The following is a 16367-nucleotide window of genomic DNA, read 5'->3' as shown; positions in this document are numbered from 1 at the left end:
GGGTGATCGAGGGACTTGGATGTCGCTGAAACAGCATAGGCGACCGCCAGCCACGCTTTAGATGAAAGGTGGCAGGCGCCAGCCCTGCTCATGACCAAAGCGCTGCTTCACTCCCCGGTTTGCTGACGTTTCCAGCGTTCCAGGTTCTGCGTCATCAGTTGCTCTGGAAGCGGCCCTGCGGCCAGCGACTTGAGCTTGAGCGCCAGTTGCTCACGCAGTTCGGGCGTGTTGCAGGAGGACTTGCGCGACAGCGCCAGGTACAGCCCTTCGCTGGAGATCGGCGGCTCCAGTACCTCCAGTTGCTGTTCCTTGCCCAGCGTACGGGCCAGGGCAAGGCCCGGATAGCGTTCGAAAATCACGTAGTCATTGCGTTTGCGCAGCAGCTTCTCGAAGGCCTGGGTGGCGCTGGGCACCGCCTCGAGGCTGAGTTGCGCGCGGGCATAGTCGTCAAAGGCCTGACCATGGCTGTTGTTGACCAAGGTTCCACCGCGCCGGCCCTTCAGGTCGGACCAGTCGCTATAGGCAAAGCCTTCGCCCTTGCGAACCCAGACCACACTGGAGTTGAACAGGAACGGCGGGCTGACGAAATCGACCCACTGCTCCCGGGCCTGGGTATGAAAGTAGCCGGCCATCAGGTCGATGCGCCCGGTGTTCAGCTCTTCCTGGGCCCGCGACCAGGGGCCGGTGTAGAGGATCTGCACCGCCAGCCCGAGCTCGTTGGCCACGTGCTTGAGCAGGTCGGCATTGGCACCGATCAGTTGCTGGGGGTTGCTTGGATCGCGCCAGAGGTAAGGTGGGTATTCCGGGTTGCCGGTGGCGGTCAGTTGCCGGCACGGCTCATCGGCAAGGGTGAAGGTTGGCAGCAAGGCCAAGGCGAGCCATAACACCGACCGATACCGACGTTGTGCGCTCATTGCGACCCTCTCGCTCCTGCGTACCTGACAGATATGGCCTGGGCGCTCCATGCTCCGACCTGGTCAAAGTGCCCAAACTGCATTAGCAGTAAGTCAAACGGGCCCGATACAGTGTGCACCAGAAATGGCAGATCGCCACGCACTCATTTGGATTGGCGGGGGTTTCTGCATTTGGTGGGTCTGGGGGGGCTGCGAGGTGTTCACCTTTAGAGGTTTGGCGCCTATGAGATCGAGCGCCGCCCGCGCGGCGCATCGCTGGCAAGCCAGCTCCCACATCTGTTTCGGGCCAATTATTCCTGTGAAGGTACCGCTGCGCGCCTTGGCGCATGTCTTGAGTCTGGCGCAGCGTCATCAGTGCGCACCTAAAAATCGAGTCGGGCCAACAAGGCGTACAGTGATGAGCTTGCAGGAGTGACTGGCCCGAAACAGATGTGGGAGCTGGCTTGCCAGCGATGCGCCGCGTGGGCGGCGCTCGATCTCGAAGTCGCTGCCGCTCGCCCGTCATGCACCAGGAAGCAGTCCCTTTACTGCGATCAACTCAGTCCCCTTGGTCCGCCAGCGCCTGCTGCTCGTCCCAACCGCCACCCAATGCCGCAATCAACTGCACACTCGCCAACAACCGCCCCTGCAGCAGCGTCAGCACACTGCGCTCATTGCTCAGCGCCGTAGTCTGCACGCTCACCACATCCAGGTAGCCGATCAACCCGGCCTTGTACTGGTTCTCGGTCAGGCGCAACGACTCGCGCGCCGCATCCAGTGCTTCCTGGCGCACCACGGCCTCGTCGCCGTACACCTTGAGCTGCACCAGGTAATTCTCGACCTCCTTGAACCCATCCAGCACGGTCTGCCGGTACTGGGCCACGGTCTGGTCGTACACAGCCACGGTGCGGTCCACTTCGGCGCTGCGCTTGCCGGCATCAAACAGTGTCAATGCCAACTGCGGCCCCACGGACCAGTAGCGGTTGGGCAACTCGATCCAGTTGTTGAAGCTGCTGCTGGAATACCCGCCGCTCATGCTCAGCGACAGGTCGGGGAAGTAGGCCGCGCGGGACACTCCGATGTTCGAGTTGGCAGCCATGACCTTGCGCTCGGCCGAGGCGATATCCGGGCGACGCTCCAGCAACTGCGACGGCAGCGCCACCGGAATATCCGGCAACGCCGGAATCGCCTCGGTCGCGGCCAGGGCAAAGTCGGCCGGCGCCTTGCCCATCAGCACCGCGATGGCGTTCTCGTACTGCGCCCGCTGCCAGGCCAGGTCGATCAGGTCGGCCTGGGTGCTCTTGAGCTGGGTGCGGGCCTGGGCCACGGCGTCCGGCCCGGCCACGCCGGCGCGGTACTGGTTTTCGTTCATTTTCAATGAACGCTCATAAGCGGCGACGGTAGCTTCGAGCAGGCGTTTCTGCGCATCGATCACCCGCAGTTGCAGGTAGTTCTGCACCAGCTCCGACTGCTGGCTGAGGCGGATCGCGGCCAGGTCGGCGAGGCTGGCCTGGGCGCTGGCTTCATTGGCATTCAGGGTTTCGCGCAACTTGCCCCATAGGTCGATCTCCCAGCTGACGCCAAGCTGGGCGTTGTAGGTGTCGCGGATACCGCTGCTGTTGTTCGACAGGCTGGAGCTGGAGCTGCCGGTGCCCTGGGCCGACCGGGTCTTGCCAACGGACAGGTCCAGCGAGGGGAACAGCGAGGCGCGGCTGCTGCGCACCAGGGCCTGGGCCTGGCGGTATTGGGCCGCGGATTGCGCAACGGTCTGGTTGCTGCGGTTGAGCTCCTCGACCAGCGTATTGAGCTGCGCGTCGCCGTAGATCTCCCACCAGGCGCCGCGGGCGATGGCGTCGGACGGTTTGGCCTGGGTCCAGCCTTCGGCCTGCTTGAACTGCGCCGGGGTGCTCAACGCTGGACGGTGGTAGTCGGGGCTCAGGGTACAGGCGCTGAGCATCGCCACGCACAGCCCGGCGCCAACCAGGCGCGAGCCGCGCCCCTGGGTCAGGCGCATGAGGGCACGGTGCAGGCGGGTATGGGCAAAGTTCATAGCGGGGTATCCAGGGCAGCGTCGGTGCGCACGCCGCGCCAACGGTTGAAACGGTGGCGCAGGCGGTCGAGATAGAGGTAGACCACAGGCGTCGTGTACAGGGTGAGCATCTGGCTGAAGACCAGGCCGCCGATGATGGTCAGGCCCAGCGGCTGGCGCATTTCGGCGCCTTCGGCCTGGCTGAGCAACAGCGGCAGTGCGCCGAGGATGGCGGCCAGGGTGGTCATCAGGATCGGCCGCAGGCGCAGCAGGCAGGCGCGGCGGATCGACTCTTCGGGCGACAGGCCGTCGTTGCGCTCCAGCTGCAGGGCCAGGTCGATCATCAGGATGGCGTTCTTCTTCACCACGCCGATCAGCAGGAACAACCCCAGCAGCGAGATCAGGCTGAATTCGCCGCCGGTCAGGTACAGCGCGAGCAATCCGCCGACGCCGGCCGAAGGCAGCGTGGACAGAATGGTCAGCGGGTGGATGTAGCTCTCGTAGAGAATGCCCAGCACCAGGTACACCAGCACCAGGGCGCCGAGGATCATCAGCGGCTGGCCTTCGGTGGTCTTGGTGAAGGCATTGGCAGTACCACCCAGCTTGGCGATCACCGATTCCGGCAAACCCAGCCTGGCCACCGCACGTTCCAGCGCAGCCAGGGCCTGGTCGGTGCTGTAGCCTTCGGCCACGTCGAACGAGATGTCTTCGGAGGCGAACTGGCCTTCGTGGCTGACGCGGTCGTTGGCCAAGCTGTTCTCGTAACGGGCAAAGCTGGACAGCGGCACACGGGCACCGTCGGCGGTGATCACCTGCACCTGCTCCAGGGTGCTCGGGTCCCAGGCGTACTTGGGGTTGATCTCCAGCACCACCTGATACTGGTTGAGGCTGTCGTAGATGGTCGAGATCTGCCGCTGGCTGTAGGCGTTGTTGAGCACCGAGGTGACCATGCTCATGTCGATGCCCAGGCGCTTGGCCTGGTCACGGTCCACCACCAGGGTCACCTGCTGGGTGCCGGCGCCGTCGCGGGCATCGATGGCGGTCAGTTCGGGCAGCTTGCGCAGCTCGGCGGCCACCTTCGGGAACCACTCGCGCAAGGCGGCCAGGTCACCGCTCTGCAGGGTGTAGAGGTACTGCGAAGTACTCTGGTCGCGGCCACCACCGCCCAGTTGCAAGTCCTGGTCGGCCATCAGGAACAACCGGCCGCCGGGCACCTTGGGCATTTCCTTGCGCAGGCGTTCGATGACCTTTTGCGCATTTTCCTTGCGCTGGGTGATGGGCTTGAGCCGCACCAGTATGAAGGCGTTGTTGGTGCCGCTGTTGCCGCCGATGAAGCCGGCGACGCTCTCCACGGCCGGGTCCTTGAGCAGCGCCCGGCGGTAGATCTCCATCTTCGGCTGCATCACGCTGAACGACAGGCCATCGTCGCCACGGACGAAACCCTGCAGCTGGCCGGTGTCCTGCTGTGGCATCAGCGTCTTGGGCACCACCACATACAGGGCGACGTTGAGACCGATGGTGGCCAGCAGGCTGAACAGCGTCAGGCGTTTGTGGCGCAGCGCCCAGCCCAGGCTGCGATCGTAACCGGCGACCATGCGCTGGTGGATGCGGTCGCTGAAGCGCTGCAAGCGGGTCTGCTGCTGCGGGCCATGCACCTTCAACCAGCGCGAACAGAGCATCGGCGTAAGCGTCAGCGACACCACCAACGAGACGATGATCGCCGCCGCCAGGGTGATCGAGAACTCCTTGAACAGGCCGCGCACGATGCCGCCCATGAACAGGATCGACACGAACACCGCCACCAGCGAGACGTTCATCGACAGCAGGGTGAACCCGACCTCCTGCGCACCCTTGTAGGCGGCGCGCATGGGGTTCTCACCGTTCTCGATATGCCGGGAGATGTTCTCCAGCACCACGATGGCATCGTCCACCACCAGGCCGGTGGCCAGGATCAGCGCCATCAGCGACAGGTTGTTCAGCGAGAAGCCGCACAGGTACATCACCGCAAAGGTGCCCACCAGCGACACCGGCACGGCCAGGCTTGGAATCAGCGAGGCGCGGAAGTTGCCGAGGAACAGGTACACCACCAGTATCACCAGCGCCACGGCGATCAGCAGGGTGTGCTCGGCCTCCTTGAGGGTGGCCTTGATCACCGGCGAGCGGTCCATGGCCACGTCCAGCTTGACGCTGGCCGGCAGCAGCGACTGCAGGGCCGGCAGCTCGGCCTTGATCTGCTCGACGGTCTGGATGATGTTGGCGCCGGACTGGCGGTTGACCACCAGCAGCACCGCGCTCTCATCGTTGAAGAAGCCGCTGTTGTAGCGGTTCTCCACGCCATCGGTGACCTTGGCCACGTCGGACAGGCGCAGGATCGCGCCGTTCTGCTGGCGAATCACGATCGGCTTGTAGTCTTCGGCTTTCTCCAACTGATCGTTGGCGCGCACCTGCCAGTTGCGTTCCTTGTCCTCGACAAAACCCATGGGCCGGCGCTGGTTGGCGTTGGCCACGGCGGTGCGCACATCGTCCAGGGCCAGGTTGTACTGGTTGAGCAGCTGTGGCTCCAGCTCGATGCGCACGGCGGGCAGCGAACTGCCGCCGATCTGCACCTCCCCTACCCCGCTGACCTGGGACAGGCTCTGGGACAGGATGGTGTCGGCCAGGTCGTACAACTGCCCCTTGGACAGCACTGAGGAGGTCAGCGACAGCACCATGATCGGCGCTTGCGACGGGTTGATCTTCTTGTACGTGGGCATGCTGCGCATGCCACTGGGCAACAGGTTGCGGGTGGCGTTGATCGCCGCCTGCACCTCACGCGCGGCACCGTCGATGTCACGGCCCAGGTCGAAGCCGATGATCACCCGGGTCGAGCCCTGGTTGGAACTGCTGGTCAGGGTGGTGACACCGGCAATCGCACCGAGCTTGCGCTCCAGCGGCGTGGCCACGGTGGACGCCATGACCTCGGGGCTGGCGCCGGGCAGGCTGGCCTGGACCACGATCACCGGGAAGTCCATCTGCGGCAGCGGCGAAACCGGCAACAGGCCGAAGCTCACCCCACCCAGCAGCATGATCGCCAGGCTCAGCAGCATGGTCGCCACTGGCCGGCGGATGAAAGGACCGGACAGGTTCATGCGTCGGCCTGCTGTGCGTCAGCCGCTGGGCGCCAACGGCGGGCCAGGCGGTCGAAGTACAGGTAGATCACCGGGGTGGTGAACAGGGTCAGCACCTGGCTCACCAGCAGCCCGCCGACCATCACCAGGCCCAGCGGCTGGCGCAGTTCGGCACCGGAACCGGTGGCGAGCATCAATGGCACGGCGCCGAACAGCGCGGCCAGGGTGGTCATCAGGATCGGCCGGAAACGCAGCAGCGCCGCCTGGTAGATCGCATCGCGCGGGCTCATGCCCTGGTGGCGCTCGGCTTCCAGGGCGAAGTCGATCATCATGATCGCGTTCTTCTTGACGATGCCGATCAACAGGATGATGCCGATGATCGCGATCATCCCCAGGTCATTGCCGCTGAGCAGCAATGCCAGCAAGGCGCCCACTGCCGCCGAGGGCAGCGTGGAGAGGATGGTCACCGGGTGGATATAGCTCTCATAGAGCACCCCCAGCACGATGTACATGGTCACCACCGCGGCCAGGACCAACAGCAAGGTGCTCGACAACGAAGCCTGGAACGCCTCGGCGGCACCCTGGAAGCGGGTCTGCACGCCAATCGGCATGCCGATCTCCTGTTGCACCTGTTCGATCACCTGCACCGCCTCGCCCAGGGACGCGCCATGGCCGAGGTTGAACGACATCATCACCGCCGGGAACTGGCCGATGTGCGAGATGGCCAACTGGGCCTGGCGCTGCTCGATGCGCGCCAGCGCCGACAGGCGCACCTGGCCGCCGTCGCTGGCCTTGACGTGGATCGACTCCAAGGCCTGCGGGCCAAGGCTGGCAGCGGTTTGCGACTGCAGCACCACGCGGTACTGGCTGGCCTGGGTGTAGATGGTCGAGATCTGCCGCTGGCCGAAGGCGTCATACAAGGCGTTGGTGATCTGCGACACGCTGATGCCCAGGCGGCTGGCCATGTCACGGTCGATCACCAGGTACACCTGCAGGCCCTTGTCCTGCAGGTCACTGGCCACATCCTGCAATTCGGGGCGCTGCTGCAGGGCCTGCACCAGCTTGCCGCTCCACTGCGCGAGCAGCTCGGCGTCGGGCGAACTGAGGCTGAACTGGTATTGGGTGCGGCTGACCCGGTCCTCGATGCTCAAATCCTGCACCGGCTGCATGAACAGGCGGATCCCCACCAGCCGGTCGAGCTGTGGCTGCAGGCGGTTGATCACCTGGCTGGCGGTGACGTCGCGCTCGCCGTGGGGCTTGAGGTTGATCAGCAGACGGCCGCTGTTGAGGGTGGCGTTGTCGCCGTCCACGCCGATGTACGAGGACAGGCTCTGCACCGCCGGGTCCTTGAGGATCACCCCGGCCAGCGCCTGCTGGCGCTCGCTCATGGCGGCAAACGAGGTGGACTGCGGAGCTTCGGAGATGCCCTGGATCACACCGGTGTCCTGGGCCGGGAAGAAGCCTTTGGGCACCACCAAGTACAGCATCACGGTCAGCGCCAGGGTGGCCACCGCCACCAGCAGCGTCAGCGGCTGGTGCTTGAGCACCCAGGTCAGGGCGCTGCCGTAGTGTTTGATCAGCCAGTCGATCCAGGCGCCGCTGGCACGGTAGAAGCGGCCCTGCTCTTCTTCCTTGGGCTCGCGCTTGAGCAGGCGCGCGCACATCATCGGCGTCAGGGTCAGCGATACCACCAGGGAAATCAGGATCGCCACCGCCAGGGTGATGGCGAACTCGCGGAACAAACGCCCGACCACATCGGCCATGAACAACAACGGGATCAATACCGCGATCAAGGAAAACGTCAGCGAGATCAGGGTGAAGCCGATCTGCTTGGCGCCCTTGAGCGCCGCCTGGAAGGGTGTCTCGCCCTCTTCGATGTGCCGGGAGATGTTCTCCAGCATGACGATGGCGTCGTCCACCACGAAGCCGGTGGCGATGGTCAGGGCCATCAGCGTGAGGTTGTTGACCGAGAACCCGGCCAGGTACATCACCCCGAAGGTGCCGATCAGCGACAGCGGCACGGCGATGGACGGAATGATCGTGGCGCTGACCCGGCGCAGGAACAGGAACGTGACCATCACCACCAGGGCGATGGCGAACAGCAGCTCGTGCTGCACGTCGCGCACGGCGGCGCGGATGGTCTGGGTGCGATCGGTGAGGACCATGACGTCGAGGCCGGCGGGCAGGTTGTCGGTGATCGACGGCAGCAGCTCCTTGATCCGGTCGACCACTTCGATGACATTGGCACCGGGCTGGCGCTGGATATTCAGCAGCACCGCCTCGTTCTGGTTGGCCCAGGCGGCCAGGCGTTCGTTTTCGGCGCCATCGACGATCTCGGCGACGTCCTTGAGCCGCAGCGGCGCACCGTTGGCGTACTTGAGGATGAGGTTGGCGTATTCCTCGGGCGAGCGCAGTTGGTCGTTGGCGTCGAGCATCGACACCCGGGTGGGGCCGTCGAAGTTGCCCTTGGGCTGGTTGACGTTGGACGCACCGATCAAGGTGCGCACGTCATCCAGGTTCAGGCCGTTGGCGGCCAGGGCATCGACGTTGACCTTGATCCGTACGGCCTGGCGCTGGCCGCCGGCGATGCTGACCATGCCCACGCCGCTGATCTGGGCGATCTTCTGCGCCACGCGGGTGTCGACCAGGTCGTTGAGCTTGGGCAACGGCATGGTTTTCGACGAAATCGCCAGGGTCAGCACCGGGGTGTCGGCCGGGTTGACCTTGTTGTACACCGGCGGTGCCGGCAGGTCGCTGGGCAACAGGTTGCTGGCGGCGTTGATCGCGGCCTGCACCTGTTGCTCGGCAACGTCCATGTTCATGTCGAGGTTGAAGCGCAGCGTGAGCACCGAAGCGCCACCGGAGCTGGTCGAGGCCATCTGCTCCAGGCCCGGCATCTGCCCGAACTGGCGTTCCAGCGGTGCGGTGACGGCGCTGGTCATCACCTGCGGGCTGGCGCCGGGGTACAGGGTCATGACCCGGATGGTCGGGTAGTCGACCTGGGGCAAGGCCGCCACCGGCAGCATCTTGTAGGCAATCAGGCCGGCCAGGACGATGGCCAGCATGCTCAGCGTGGTGGCGACCGGCCGCAGGATGAACAGGCGGGAAAGGTTCATGCGCCCGCCTTGGAGCTCGATTTACCGGTGGTCTGTGCCGCGCCCTTGGCGTCCTGGCCCTGCAGGTGCTGGCCGGGGGTGGTGGGCACTTGCGAGCTGTCTTCGACCACATCGACTTTGGTGCCTTCGCGCAGGCGGTCGGTGCCTTCCAGCACCAGGCGATCGCCGGCGGACAGGCCTTCGAGGATCACGCTGTGCTGGCCATCGCTGGCCCCTACCTTGAGCTTGCGGATGTTGACCTTGCTGTCCTGGTTGACCACGTAGACGAAGGTGCCGTCGTTGCCGAACTGGATCGCCGCGGCCGGGGCCAGCACCACCTGTTTGAGGGTATCGGCCAGCAGGCGCACGTTGACGAACTGGTTGGGGAACAGCGCGTGGTCCTTGTTCTGGAACGTGCCCTTGAACTTCAGGGTGCCGGTGGTGGTGTCGATCTGGTTGTCGAGGCTGCCCAGCACGCCGGTGGCCTGGAGCTTGCGATCGCCACGGTCCCAGGCTTCGACCGGCAGGCTGGCACCGCTGCGGTAGCGGGCAAGCACGGTGTCCAGCTCGGTTTCCGGCAGGGTGAAGGCGACGTTGATCGGCTCGGTCTGGGTGATCACCACCAGCGCGGTGGTGTCGTTGGCGGCGACCAGGTTGCCCAGGTCCAGTTGGCGCAGGCCCAGGCGGCCGTTGATCGGTGCCCGGATCTGGGTGAAATCGAGGTTCAGGCGGGCATCGTTGACAGCGGCCTGGTTGGTCTTGACCAACCCTTGGAACTGCGCCACCTGGGCTTCGGCGGTGTCGAGGGTCTGCTTGGCGATGCTGTCTTCGGCGTACAGGCCTTTATAACGGGCCAGGTCGACCTGGGCGTTCTTCAGTTGCGCCTGGTTCTGCGCCAGGGTGCCTTCGGCCTGCTGCAGGGCAATGCGGTACGGGCGCGAGTCGATCTCGGCGAGCAGGTCGCCGGCCTTGACCTGCTGGCCTTCCTGGAAGTGAATCTTGACCAGCTCGCCGGCCACCCGGCTGCGCACGTTGACGGTGTTGGTCGCGGTGACGGTACCCAGGGCCTTGTAGTACAGCGGGAAGTCGCCGACACGCACAGGCTCAACGCGCACCGGCACCGGGTCGCTCGAGGCGCCGAAGCCCGGGCGCCCGCCCATGCCCATGCCTTTGCCCGGCCGGCCACCGCCAGCCGCTTCCTTGTGGACGGGCGCTGCAGGCCACAGCCACCAGGCCAGCAGGGCCACCAGCAGCAGGATCAGCAGGCCGAACAGCCAGCGACGGGGGGAACGGGAATTGGACACTTGCATGGGACGAACGAACCTTGTTCAGAGAAAGACGGCGGGAAGAGCGTGAACGATAAGCACTGGCATCGGATTAGCAAAGGAGCTTTACCCGTGCTTTACCTTCGGCTGACGTTGGGCAGGGAGTTCACTTTAAATGAAAACGGCCTGGAACGTTGTCCAGGCCGTTACCGGGTGTAACCCGCAGGGGCTGCGCAGCAGCCCCAATAACACTTACTTCAGTACAGCCAGCGCCGCCTCGTAGTTCGGCTCGTCGGCGATCTCGCCCACCAGCTCGCTGTGCAGCACCTTGTCGTTCTCGTCCAGCACCACCACGGCGCGGGCGGCCAGGCCGGTCAGCGGGCCGCTGGCGATGGCCACGCCGTAGTTCTCCAGGAACTCCACGCCACGCAGGGTCGACAGGTTCTTCACGTTCTCCAGGCCTTCGGCGCCGCAGAAGCGTGCCTGGGCGAATGGCAGGTCGGCGGAGATGCACAGCACCACGGTGTTGGCCACGTCGTTGGCCTGGGCGTTGAACTTGCGCACCGAGGTAGCGCAGGTCGGGGTGTCGACGCTTGGGAAGATGTTCAGCACCTTGCGCTTGCCGGCGAAGTCCTTGAGCGACTTGTCGGACAGGTCGCCTGCGACCAGGGAGAAGGCCGGAGCCGCGGCGCCGGCTTTTGGCAGTTCGCCTTTGACCTGAACCGGGTTGCCTTTGAGAGTCACTTGAGCCATGGCAAAAATCCTTATACGGGGTTTGAAAAAGACCCTGAGTTAAGCATGAAGCCGCGCAAGTGCCTATAAGCAAACATGAAATTGTTCTATTGCCAGACAATTTTTGTGGACAAAAAAATGCCCGGGTGGTGACAACCAACCCGGACATTCTTTATTGCAAGCGGTCGTTTCAGCCGATCAGGCCATATACCACCGAGGTCAGGGCCACCAGGCCGATCACAACCACGAACAGGTTCGACAGCGCGCCGCTGTACTTGCGCATCGACGGCACGCGACGGATGGCGTACATCGGCATCAGGAACAGCAGCACGGCGATGATCGGGCCACCGAGGGACTCGATCATGCCGAGGATGCTCGGGTTGAGGGTAGCGACGATCCAGCACACCACCAGCATCAGTGCGGCGACCATGCGGTCCAGGGCCTTGGCGCCCGGGCGCAGGCCGGTCTTGACGATCATGCCCTTGAGGCCTTCGCTGGCACCGATGTAGTGGCCCAGGAACGACTTGGCGATGGCGATGAATGCGATCAGCGGCGCGGCAAAGGCGATGGTCGGCTGGTCGAAGTGGTTGGCCAGGTACGACAGGATCGACAGGTTCTGCGCCTTGGCTTCGGCCAGCTGGGCGCTGCTCAGGGTCAGCACGCAGCTGAACACGAAGAACAGCACCATCAACACCATCAGCAGGTGGGCGCGGCGCAGGATCTGGCCGCTGCGCTCGTCAGCATGGTCACCGTAGCGGCGCTTCTGGTCGACAGCGAAGGCCGAGATGATCGGCGAGTGGTTGAACGAGAACACCATCACCGGGATGGCCAGCCACACGGTGTGCAGGAAGGCAGAGCCCGACGGCACTTGCGACGCGGTGTCGAGGATGCCGCCGGTCCAGTGCGGCACCAGGTACAGGGCCAGCAGCGCCAGGGCGACGATGAACGGGTAGACCAGCAGGCTCATGACCTTGACCGTGGCCTGTTCACCGCAACGCACGATCGCCAGCAGGCCGAGGATCAGCACGAACGACAGGATCACCCGCGGCGGCGGCGCGATGTGCAGCTGGTGCTCCATGAAGCTGCTGACGGTGTTGGTCAGGGCCACGCTGTAGATCAGCAGGATCGGGAAGATGGCGAAGAAGTACAGCACGGTGATCAGTGCGCCGGCCTTGATGCCGAAGTGCTCTTCCACGACCTGGGTGATGTCGCCGCCGCTACGCCCGGACAGCACGAAACGGGTCAAGCCGCGGTGGGCGAAGTAGGTCATCGGGAACGCCAGCGCCGCGAGGATCAGCAGCGGCCAGAAGCCGCCGAGGCCGGCGTTGATCGGCAGGAACAGGGTTCCGGCGCCGATGGCCGTGCCGAACAGGCCCAGCATCCAGGTGGTATCGTGACGCGACCAGCTGCCAAGGGTGGCGGGGGTCGATTCTGCAAAGCGTTGTTCAACGCTTGGGGCCTGCTCATTCATTCCGGGTGAAGCTCCACTCGCAAGACTGCAACAGGCTGAGAATGGCGAAATAGACGTTTCGCCCAACTCAACCGGGGAAGAGGGGCGCGATTGTGCATGCAAAGGTTGCACTTGGGGAAGCCCCGTCCGAGGGACGGTTGCACTTGTCTGTACAAGAGACCCGGTTTTACGAGGGTGAAAGCATCGCGGGGCAAGCCCGCTCCCACGCTACCCCATGCAATGAGGTTTGGCGTGGGAGCGGGCTTGCCCCGCGATAAGGCCGGTTGACTCAGCGCAGGGCTCAGCCCTTGTGCACCGCCGCGAACGCCTCGGCCACCTGGCGCAGGTTGGCCGGACGCAGCCCGGACATGCACACCCGGCCGCTGTCGATCAGGTACACGCCGAACTCGTCACGCAGGCGACGCACCTGCTCGACGCTGAAACCGGTGTAGCTGAACATGCCGCGCTGGCGCAGGAAGAACTGGAAGTCCTGGCCCGGCAGCAGCTCGCCGAGCAGGTCGACCAGGCCTTGGCGCATGTCGAGGATACGCTTGCGCATCACTTCCACTTCCGCCGCCCACTGGGCATTGAGCGCGGCATCGCCGAGCACGCCGGCCACCAGCTGGGCACCGAACGCGGGCGGGCTGGAGTAGTTGCGGCGCACGGTGGCCTTGAGCTGGCCGAGCACGCTGACCGCGGTGGCGGCGTCGTCACAGACCACCGACAGGCCCCCTACCCGCTCGCCGTACAGCGAGAAGATCTTCGAGAACGAGTTGCTGACCAGGCACGGCACGCCGGCACGGGCCATTTCGCGGATGGCGTAGGCATCCTCGACCAGGCCTTCGCCGAAGCCCTGGTAGGCGATGTCGAGGAACGGGATCAACTGACGCGCCTTGACCACCTCGACCACTTGCTGCCACTGCTGCTGGTCCAGATCCACGCCGGTGGGGTTGTGGCAGCACGGGTGCAGCAGCACCACGCTGTTGGCCGGCAGGGTCTGCAGGGTGGCCAGCATGCCGGCGAAGTCGACGCCACGGGTGGCCGAATCGAAGTACGGGTAGGTATGCACCTTGAAGCCCGCCCCTTCGAAGATCGCCCGGTGGTTGTCCCAGGTCGGGTTGCTCACCCAGACTTCCGAGCCCGGGAAGTAGCGTTTGAGGAAGTCGGCACCGACTTTCAGCGCGCCAGAACCGCCCACGGTCTGCACGGTGGCCACACGGCCATCGGTCACAGCCGGGTGATCGCTGCCGAACAGCAGCGCCTGGATCGCCTGGCGATAGGCAGCCAGGCCTTCCATCGGCAGGTACAGCGACGCTTCATGGGGCTGTCCGGCCAGGCGTTTCTCGACTTCAGCCACCGCCGCCAGTTGCGGCACCACGCCGGCTTCGTCGTAGTACAGGCCGATACTCAGGTTGACCTTGTTGGCGCGCGGGTCGGCCTTGAAGGTTTCCATCAGCGAAAGGATCGGGTCGCCGGCATAGGCATCGACATGTTTGAACACAGCGTGCAGCTCCTTGGAAATCAGGACAGTTCAGGAAAGGCTGCAGCGAGGATACCCGCAGACAGGCGTCAGGAACATCACTGATGTGCAAGGGGGTGGATGCACCGTTGCACACGCTGGCCCCTGTGGGAGCGGGTTTACCCGCGAAGATGACACCGCGATGCATGGCACGGGCTACGCCCGTGATCGCGGGCAAGCCCGCTCCCACAGGGATCGCGCCAGCTTGAGAAATTCCGGTTCAGCCAGCCAGTTCCTTCAAACCGGCCAACTCCTGCTCGGTCAACGCCACCCCTTCGCGCCCGGCCACTTCACGCTCGCGATAGCGACGCTCGCCCGGCATGCGCGACAGCCCCACCGCCTGCATCCGCTCCACCAGTTCACGGCTGCGCTGGGCAAAGCGCTCGCCCTCGGCCTTGCTCGGGTCGATCACGATGATCAGTTGCCCGGTCCACGGCGTCTTCGCCCCCGGGTGCCCGGACCAGTCGAATTCCCAGGAGAAGTGGCCACCGGTCAGCGCCGCCGCCAGCAACTCGACCATCATCGACAGCGCCGACCCCTTGTGCCCGCCGAATGGCAGCAGCGCACCGCCTTCGAGAATGGCCTTCGGATCGATGGTGGGCTGCCCGCCGGCATCCACGCCCATGCCTTCAGGCAATTGCTGACCGGCACGGGCGGCAATCTGCACGTCACCGTGGGCCATGGCGCTGGTGGCCATGTCGAACACGATCGGATCGTGCCCGGCGCACGGTGCGGCAAAGGCGATGGGGTTGGTGCCGAACAACGGCTTGCGCGCACCGTGGGGCACCACGCAGGTCATGCTGTTGACCACGCTCAGTGCCACCAGGCCTTCATCGGCAAACGGCTCGACATCCGGCCACAGGGCGGCGAAGTGGTGCGAATTGTGGATCGCCAGCACGGCGATGCCGGCGCTGCGGGCCTTCTCCACCAGCAGCGCGCGCGCCGCCGCCAGGGCCGGCTGGGCAAAACCGCCGCCGGCATCGACCCGCACATAGCCCGACGCCACGTCGGTCACCTGCGGCACGGCCTTGCCATCGACCCAGCCGCTGGCCAGGGTCGAGACGTAACCGGGAATACGGAACACGCCATGGCTGTGGGCGCCATCGCGCTGGGCGCTGGCGCAGTTGTGGGCCAGCACGGCGGCCACCGCTGCACTGCAGCCATGGCGTTGGAGGATCGCTTGCAGCAGCGCCTGCAGCTCGGCAAAGGGCACGCGCACGGCAGGGCTGGTGGACGGTGCGGACATCTGAAGCTCCTTTCTTGGTATTGGAATGGCTACAGCGCAACGCCCTGACTTTCCCGTGAATGACAGCTATCTGTCAAATATTGACTTGATGACAGAAAACAGCCATTTTCTTCCCCACGCCAGAAATCAGCCGGAGCGCGTCATGAGCCAATCGATCAAGCAACGCCTGGAAAGCAGCCTCGACAGCGCTGCCGCCTCTGGCCGCAAGATCGCCAGCTACATGCTCGCCAACCTGCACGAGCTGCCGTTCCAGACGTCGGCGAGCATCGCCGCCAAGCTGGACGTCAGCGAATCGAGTGTCGGCCGCTTCTGCCGCGCACTGGGCTACGCCCACCTCAAGGCGCTCAAGCAGGACTTGCAGAACGACCTCGGTGATGGCCCCTGGCTGGTCGGCGATCGCCTGCAGGAGTTTCGCCAGCAACCCGAAGACGACCGCGAACACGCCGGCAGCCTGGAGCTGGAAATGGCCGCCCTGGTACGTGTGCACGAATACAGCCGCAGCGAGGCCTGGCGCCAGGTGGCCCGCCGCCTGGCCGACAAACCCCAGGTGTTCATCGCCGGTTTCCAGACCGAGCGCGGCATCGCCCTGTGCATGACTCACCTGCTGCAGTACCTGCGCAATGGCGTGCACTGCGTGGATGGCAGCGCCGGGCACTTCGGCGAGGTGCTGCTGGGCAAGCCCGAGGACCTCACCCTGGTGGTGTTCGAGGCCCGCCGCTACTCGCGCCACGCCCTGCAGCTGTGCCAGAAGGCCCGCGCCCTGGGCATCCCGGTGACGCTGGTCACCGACACCTTCTGTGACTGGGCCGATGCCAACGCCGACGAGGTGTTCCGCATCCCCACCGAATTCAATCTGTTCTGGGACTCCACGGCGGCAATGCTGTCGTGGGTGCACCTGATGGTCAACGAGGTCTGCAAGAAGCTCGGGCCGGATGTTGAAAAACGCTTGGAAGCAACTGCCGCTCTACATAACGAGTTCGTCGGCTACACCTCGTGGCCGGCGGGCAAACAACAATAGCAAGAGTGTTGGT

10 protein-coding genes are annotated in these 16367 nt (G+C 64.9%); 1 reads left to right on the top strand and 9 read right to left on the bottom strand.

The features are described from left to right. Positions 1 to 107 precede the first annotated feature (107 nt). From DM373_RS15705 to DM373_RS15655, 9 genes are all read right to left on the bottom strand, one after another. Positions 108 to 914 carry a substrate-binding periplasmic protein gene (locus DM373_RS15705; RefSeq protein WP_110994447.1) on the bottom strand — a complete coding sequence of 269 codons (807 nt, stop codon included), beginning with the start codon at positions 912 to 914 and terminating at the stop codon, positions 108 to 110. A 538-nt stretch (positions 915 to 1452) separates the two neighbouring features. Next, a complete protein-coding gene (locus DM373_RS15695) occupies positions 1453 to 2943 on the bottom strand; it encodes an efflux transporter outer membrane subunit (RefSeq protein ID WP_110994446.1) in 1491 nt (496 codons plus the stop codon). After that, entirely contained in the window at positions 2940 to 6050 is a 3111-nt protein-coding gene (locus tag DM373_RS15690) for an efflux RND transporter permease subunit (protein WP_110994445.1), read from the bottom strand. Before DM373_RS15690 ends, DM373_RS15695 begins: the two co-directional genes overlap by 4 nt. Continuing rightward, positions 6047 to 9145, bottom strand: a complete 3099-nt coding sequence (locus DM373_RS15685) for an MdtB/MuxB family multidrug efflux RND transporter permease subunit (protein WP_110994444.1) — start codon at positions 9143 to 9145, stop codon at positions 6047 to 6049. Before DM373_RS15685 ends, DM373_RS15690 begins: the two co-directional genes overlap by 4 nt. Further along, positions 9142 to 10434 carry an MdtA/MuxA family multidrug efflux RND transporter periplasmic adaptor subunit gene (locus DM373_RS15680; protein WP_110994443.1) on the bottom strand — a complete coding sequence of 431 codons (1293 nt, stop codon included), beginning with the start codon at positions 10432 to 10434 and terminating at the stop codon, positions 9142 to 9144. Before DM373_RS15680 ends, DM373_RS15685 begins: the two co-directional genes overlap by 4 nt. A 207-nt stretch (positions 10435 to 10641) precedes the next feature. Next, the gene (tpx, locus tag DM373_RS15675) at positions 10642 to 11142 is read right to left on the bottom strand and encodes a thiol peroxidase (RefSeq protein ID WP_110994442.1); all 501 of its coding nucleotides are present in this window, start codon (positions 11140 to 11142) and stop codon (positions 10642 to 10644) included. A 169-nt stretch (positions 11143 to 11311) separates the two neighbouring features. Next, positions 11312 to 12592, bottom strand: a complete 1281-nt coding sequence (locus DM373_RS15670; protein WP_110994441.1) for a serine/threonine transporter — start codon at positions 12590 to 12592, stop codon at positions 11312 to 11314. A gap of 280 nt (positions 12593 to 12872) precedes the next feature. Next, the gene (locus tag DM373_RS15665) at positions 12873 to 14072 is read right to left on the bottom strand and encodes an amino acid aminotransferase (protein ID WP_110994440.1); all 1200 of its coding nucleotides are present in this window, start codon (positions 14070 to 14072) and stop codon (positions 12873 to 12875) included. A gap of 238 nt (positions 14073 to 14310) precedes the next feature. Continuing rightward, on the bottom strand, positions 14311 to 15336 hold the full coding sequence (locus tag DM373_RS15655; protein WP_110994439.1) for an Ldh family oxidoreductase: 1026 nt from the start codon (positions 15334 to 15336) through the stop codon (positions 14311 to 14313). A 142-nt stretch (positions 15337 to 15478) separates the two neighbouring features. On the opposite strand from DM373_RS15655, the gene DM373_RS15650 reads away from it, so the two are divergent. Next, positions 15479 to 16354, top strand: a complete 876-nt coding sequence (locus DM373_RS15650) for a MurR/RpiR family transcriptional regulator (RefSeq protein ID WP_110994438.1) — start codon at positions 15479 to 15481, stop codon at positions 16352 to 16354. Positions 16355 to 16367: the final 13 nt, after the last annotated feature.

This window comes from Pseudomonas sichuanensis, from assembly GCF_003231305.1.
Lineage (GTDB): Bacteria > Pseudomonadota > Gammaproteobacteria > Pseudomonadales > Pseudomonadaceae > Aquipseudomonas > Aquipseudomonas sichuanensis.
This window is presented reverse-complemented; position numbering and strand designations above follow the sequence as displayed.

Coding starts and splice junctions, on each gene's coding strand:
- DM373_RS15670 (WP_110994441.1), bottom strand. CDS start 12,592: ATGAATGAGCAGGCCCCAAGCGTTGAACAACGCTTTGCAGAATCGACC.
- DM373_RS15705 (WP_110994447.1), bottom strand. CDS start 914: ATGAGCGCACAACGTCGGTATCGGTCGGTGTTATGGCTCGCCTTGGCC.
- tpx (WP_110994442.1), bottom strand. CDS start 11,142: ATGGCTCAAGTGACTCTCAAAGGCAACCCGGTTCAGGTCAAAGGCGAA.
- DM373_RS15695 (WP_110994446.1), bottom strand. CDS start 2,943: ATGAACTTTGCCCATACCCGCCTGCACCGTGCCCTCATGCGCCTGACC.
- DM373_RS15685 (WP_110994444.1), bottom strand. CDS start 9,145: ATGAACCTTTCCCGCCTGTTCATCCTGCGGCCGGTCGCCACCACGCTG.
- DM373_RS15680 (WP_110994443.1), bottom strand. CDS start 10,434: ATGCAAGTGTCCAATTCCCGTTCCCCCCGTCGCTGGCTGTTCGGCCTG.
- DM373_RS15650 (WP_110994438.1), top strand. CDS start 15,479: ATGAGCCAATCGATCAAGCAACGCCTGGAAAGCAGCCTCGACAGCGCT.
- DM373_RS15690 (WP_110994445.1), bottom strand. CDS start 6,050: ATGAACCTGTCCGGTCCTTTCATCCGCCGGCCAGTGGCGACCATGCTG.
- DM373_RS15655 (WP_110994439.1), bottom strand. CDS start 15,336: ATGTCCGCACCGTCCACCAGCCCTGCCGTGCGCGTGCCCTTTGCCGAG.